This is a genomic window from Sphingomonas leidyi (assembly GCF_011761945.1).
GTDB classification, from domain to species: domain Bacteria; phylum Pseudomonadota; class Alphaproteobacteria; order Sphingomonadales; family Sphingomonadaceae; genus Sphingomonas; species Sphingomonas leidyi.
In genome coordinates this window covers 1-5685 of sequence record NZ_JAASQV010000010.1, presented here as the reverse complement: position 1 = coordinate 5685, position 5685 = coordinate 1, and the positions used below count along the sequence as shown (strand labels likewise).

Annotated in this window: 3 tRNA genes and 3 rRNA genes; all 6 read left to right on the top strand. The window is 54.9% G+C overall.

Features of this window, described 5'->3' with window-relative positions:
• Nucleotides 1-237: 237 nt before the first annotated feature.
• Nucleotides 238-1724: ribosomal RNA gene (locus FHR20_RS22640) — 16S ribosomal RNA — on the top strand.
• Nucleotides 1725-1903: 179 nt separating this feature from the next.
• Nucleotides 1904-1980 (top strand) — tRNA-Ile (locus tag FHR20_RS22635).
• A 37-nt stretch (nt 1981-2017) separates the two neighbouring features.
• Nucleotides 2018-2093 (top strand) — tRNA-Ala (locus tag FHR20_RS22630).
• A 334-nt stretch (nt 2094-2427) separates the two neighbouring features.
• Nucleotides 2428-5218, top strand: a 23S ribosomal RNA gene (locus FHR20_RS22625).
• A 101-nt stretch (nt 5219-5319) separates the two neighbouring features.
• Nucleotides 5320-5434, top strand: a 5S ribosomal RNA gene (rrf, locus tag FHR20_RS22620).
• Together the 16S, 23S and 5S rRNA genes with 3 tRNA genes alongside form the textbook arrangement of a ribosomal RNA operon.
• A gap of 166 nt (nt 5435-5600) precedes the next feature.
• Nucleotides 5601-5677: transfer RNA gene (locus FHR20_RS22615), tRNA-Met, on the top strand.
• The last annotated feature ends 8 nt before the right edge of the window (nt 5678-5685 follow it).

Below are 5685 nucleotides of genomic sequence, written 5' to 3'. Positions count from 1 at the left end.
GCTCTTTGACATAGTGATTTAGATGAAGGGACATGTGGGCGGCGGCCCTGGGTTCTGGCGGCTTCTAGGCGTCGGATACTCAGATAAAGTCAAGCCGTTCCAGGGTCTTGTTGGTTTTGGCCGATGAGATCTGCAACATGTCCTTACACGTTTCCATACGTGAAGAATTGTGCAGGAACGGCTCCTAGAAATGAGCTGTGCTGCTGGGCACATTCCGGCTCAGTGGCATGGAACATCAAACTTGAGAGTTTGATCCTGGCTCAGAACGAACGCTGGCGGCATGCCTAACACATGCAAGTCGAACGAGACCTTCGGGTCTAGTGGCGCACGGGTGCGTAACGCGTGGGAATCTGCCCTTGGGTTCGGAATAACTCGCCGAAAGGCGTGCTAATACCGGATGATGTCGTAAGACCAAAGATTTATCGCCCAGGGATGAGCCCGCGTAAGATTAGCTAGTTGGTGAGGTAAAGGCTCACCAAGGCGACGATCTTTAGCTGGTCTGAGAGGATGATCAGCCACACTGGGACTGAGACACGGCCCAGACTCCTACGGGAGGCAGCAGTGGGGAATATTGGACAATGGGCGAAAGCCTGATCCAGCAATGCCGCGTGAGTGATGAAGGCCTTAGGGTTGTAAAGCTCTTTTACCCGGGATGATAATGACAGTACCGGGAGAATAAGCTCCGGCTAACTCCGTGCCAGCAGCCGCGGTAATACGGAGGGAGCTAGCGTTGTTCGGAATTACTGGGCGTAAAGCGCACGTAGGCGGCTTTGTAAGTCAGAGGTGAAAGCCTGGAGCTCAACTCCAGAACTGCCTTTGAGACTGCATCGCTTGAATCCAGGAGAGGTGAGTGGAATTCCGAGTGTAGAGGTGAAATTCGTAGATATTCGGAAGAACACCAGTGGCGAAGGCGGCTCACTGGACTGGTATTGACGCTGAGGTGCGAAAGCGTGGGGAGCAAACAGGATTAGATACCCTGGTAGTCCACGCCGTAAACGATGATAACTAGCTGTCCGGGCACTTGGTGCTTGGGTGGCGCAGCTAACGCATTAAGTTATCCGCCTGGGGAGTACGGTCGCAAGATTAAAACTCAAAGGAATTGACGGGGGCCTGCACAAGCGGTGGAGCATGTGGTTTAATTCGAAGCAACGCGCAGAACCTTACCAGCGTTTGACATGTCCGGACGATTTCCAGAGATGGATCTCTTCCCTTCGGGGACTGGAACACAGGTGCTGCATGGCTGTCGTCAGCTCGTGTCGTGAGATGTTGGGTTAAGTCCCGCAACGAGCGCAACCCTCGCCTTTAGTTACCATCATTTAGTTGGGGACTCTAAAGGAACCGCCGGTGATAAGCCGGAGGAAGGTGGGGATGACGTCAAGTCCTCATGGCCCTTACGCGCTGGGCTACACACGTGCTACAATGGCGGTGACAGTGGGCAGCAAACTCGCGAGAGTGCGCTAATCTCCAAAAGCCGTCTCAGTTCGGATTGTTCTCTGCAACTCGAGAGCATGAAGGCGGAATCGCTAGTAATCGCGGATCAGCATGCCGCGGTGAATACGTTCCCAGGCCTTGTACACACCGCCCGTCACACCATGGGAGTTGGGTTCACCCGAAGGCGTTGCGCTAACTCGCAAGAGAGGCAGGCGACCACGGTGGGCTTAGCGACTGGGGTGAAGTCGTAACAAGGTAGCCGTAGGGGAACCTGCGGCTGGATCACCTCCTTTCTAAGGATAGCGGCGGAAAGCGCTCCGGCTAAGGCTGGGGAAGAGCTTCCTCCCATTCCAAAGAACATAGCCGCCGTCCTCATGTCCCTTCATCATCGGATATCGTGCCTCAGGGCACGATAGCCTGAGCTGGCTCACGCCGCCTGCGGCCCTTTATGGGTCAGCCGGGCATGGCATGGGGGCCGGTAGCTCAGGTGGTTAGAGCGCACGCCTGATAAGCGTGAGGTCGTAGGTTCAACTCCTACTCGGCCCACCATGGCCAGGCATGTGGCTAGCCGGCAGGCGCGCCAGACGGGGCCTTAGCTCAGTTGGGAGAGCGCTAGCTTTGCAAGCTTGAGGTCGTCGGTTCGATCCCGACAGGCTCCACCAGCCCAGGCTGATGCTGACCAATATCCGAATGATGAAGCAACGAGATCTGCTCTTCGCGAGCAGTATTGCGGGCTGGCCCCGCGAGCTTTTTGACATTGTGAATGGGTTTTTCAAATCGATGCCGTGACGGCGTTGGTTTTCGGTCTTCGGACTGGAAGCGGGCGCCGGAACAAATCGGAAGCACAAAACTCCCATCTGGTTGACCGCCAATGATGGGAAGCTTCCAACCAAGGCTGAGATTATCATCCACACCAAGATACTGCGCTGCACTGCTCTGCCGAGTTTCGTGTCGGTCTTTGACCGATCCAGTGTTGTCGTTGGTGGTGTGGACTCTCAAGCGTGAGGTAAGGGCAATTGGTGGATGCCTTGGCGCATACAGGCGATGAAGGACGTGGCACGCTGCGATAAGCGTGGGGGAGCTGTGAGCAAGCTTTGATCCCACGATTTCCGAATGGGGAAACCCACCTAATCCGATTATTTCGCCCGTCAGAGATGACGGACGGAGTAATTGGAAAAAGGTATCACTTAGCTGAATAAAATAGGCTTCGTGAAGCGAACCCGGCGAACTGAAACATCTCAGTAACCGGAGGAAAAGACATCAACCGAGATTCCGTTAGTAGTGGCGAGCGAACGCGGACCAGGCCAGTGCTTCTAATTCAACTAGCAGAACAGTCTGGAAAGGCTGACCATAGCGGGTGACAGTCCCGTATGCGAAAGTGATGTTAGAAGACTCGAGTAGGGCGGGACACGTGTAATCCTGTCTGAACATGGGGGGACCACCCTCCAAGCCTAAATACTCGTATGCGACCGATAGCGAACTAGTACCGTGAGGGAAAGGTGAAAAGCACCCCGATGAGGGGAGTGAAACAGTACCTGAAACCGATTGCCTACAAGCAGTGGGAGCCTCTTTATGGGGTGACCGCGTACCTCTTGCATAATGGGTCTGTGACTTAATGTATCAAGCAAGCTTAAGCCGATAGGTGTAGGCGCAGCGAAAGCGAGTCTGAATAGGGCGATTTAGTTTGATGTATTAGACCCGAAACCCGGCGATCTAGGCATGACCAGGATGAAGGTGGGGTAACACCCACTGGAGGTCCGAACCGATTAACGTTGAAAAGTTACCGGATGAGTTGTGTTTAGGGGTGAAAGGCCAATCAAGCCGGGAAATAGCTGGTTCTCCGCGAAAACTATTGAGGTAGTGCCTCGGATGAACACCCTAGGGGGTAGAGCACTGGATGGATGCGGGGGTCGCGAGATCTACCAATTCTAACCAAACTCCGAATACCTAGGAGTGATATCCGGGAGACAGACGGCGGGTGCTAAGGTCCGTCGTCAAAAGGGAAACAGCCCTGACCTACAGCTAAGGTCCCCAAGTCACGTCTAAGTGGGAAAGCATGTGGGAATCCCAAAACAACCAGGAGGTTGGCTTAGAAGCAGCCATCCTTTAAAGAAAGCGTAACAGCTCACTGGTCTAAATAAGGGTTCCTGCGGCGAAGATGTAACGGGGCTCAAGACGTGCACCGAAGCTTAGGGTGTGGATTTATCCACGCGGTAGCGGAGCGTTCCGTAAGCCTGTGAAGCGATCTGGTAATGGGTCGTGGAGGTATCGGAAGTGCGAATGCAGACATGAGTAGCGATAAAAAGGGTGAGATGCCCTTTCGCCGAAAGACCAAGGGTTCCTGCGCAAGGCTAATCCGCGCAGGGTGAGCCGGCCCCTAAGACGAGCCCGAAGGGGGTAGTCGATGGGAACCACGTTAATATTCGTGGGCCTGGTGGTGTGTGACGGATGGCGTGTGTTGTATGCTCTTAACGGATTGAGCATGCTTCGAAGCTGTCCCGGGAAATAGCCCCACCGTATAGACCGTACCCGAAACCGACACAGGTGGTCAGGTAGAGTATACCAAGGCGCTTGAGAGAAGTGTCCTGAAGGAACTCGGCAAATTGCCTCCGTACCTTCGGAAGAAGGAGGCCCTCACATTGCGCAAGCAGTATGAGGGGGCACAGGCCAGGGGGTAGCGACTGTTTAGCAAAAACACAGGGCTCTGCTAAGTCGGCTTCAAGACGACGTATAGGGTCTGACGCCTGCCCGGTGCCTGAAGGTTAAGTGGAGGGGTGCAAGCTCCGAAATGAAGCCCAGGTAAACGGCGGCCGTAACTATAACGGTCCTAAGGTAGCGAAATTCCTTGTCGGGTAAGTTCCGACCTGCACGAATGGCGTAACGACTTCCCCACTGTCTCCAGGACATGCTCAGCGAAATTGAATTCTCCGTGAAGATGCGGAGTACCCGCGGTTAGACGGAAAGACCCCGTGCACCTTTACTGCAGCTTCAGAGTGGCATTGGAAAATAACTGTGTAGCATAGGTGGGAGGCTTTGAAGCATTGGCGCCAGCCGGTGTGGAGCCATAGGTGAAATACCACCCTGTTGTTTTTTAATGTCTAACCTCGATCCATGAAACTGGATCAGGGACCCTCTGTGGCGGGTAGTTTGACTGGGGCGGTCGCCTCCTAAAGAGTAACGGAGGCGCGCGAAGGTTGGCTCAGGTCGGTTGGAAACCGACTGTTAGAGTGCAATGGCATAAGCCAGCCTGACTGCGAGACTGACAAGTCGAGCAGAGACGAAAGTCGGTCATAGTGATCCGGTGGTCCCTCGTGGAAGGGCCATCGCTCAACGGATAAAAGGTACGCCGGGGATAACAGGCTGATAACCCCCAAGAGCTCATATCGACGGGGTTGTTTGGCACCTCGATGTCGGCTCATCACATCCTGGGGCTGGAGCAGGTCCCAAGGGTTTGGCTGTTCGCCAATTAAAGTGGTACGTGAGCTGGGTTCAGAACGTCGCGAGACAGTTTGGTCCCTATCTGCCGTGGGCGTCGAAATTTGAGAGGAGTTGACCCTAGTACGAGAGGACCGGGTTGAACATACCTCTGGTGTACCTGTCGTCGTGCCAACGGCGCAGCAGGGTAGCTATGTATGGACGGGATAACCGCTGAAAGCATCTAAGCGGGAAGCCTCCCTCGAGATAAGATTTCTTAGGACGGTCGAAGACCACGACCTTGATAGGCCGGATGTGGAAGTGCGGTAACGCATGGAGCTAACCGGTCCTAATTGTCCTATTCGCGCTTGATGAGTCCCACCATCAACGACAGCATTGTACTGTCGATGATCGGATGATCGTCTTGCCTTGGTGCACCGATTTGAAAAACCTGCCGCAGCACAAGCTTCATTGCTTGGTGGCTATAGCGTCTGTGACCCACCCGATCCCATCCCGAACTCGGCCGTGAAACCAGACAGCGCCGATGGTACTATCGCTTAAGCGATGGAAGAGTAGGTCGCCGCCAGGCATTGCAGCTTGTGCTTCGTCGGGAAACCCATTCACTCTGTTTGTTGGCCTCAGGCGCCGGCGGTCGCTCCCGCGACCTTGGCTTCCGCGCCGATAAGGCACGGCGGCCTCCCGGCCTGGCGGAGCACTGCGCTCCCCCCGAAACCCTGATCCCAACCCCTTGGTGCCGCGGGATGGAGCAGCCCGGTAGCTCGTCAGGCTCATAACCTGAAGGTCGTAGGTTCAAATCCTACTCCCGCAACCACACACAAA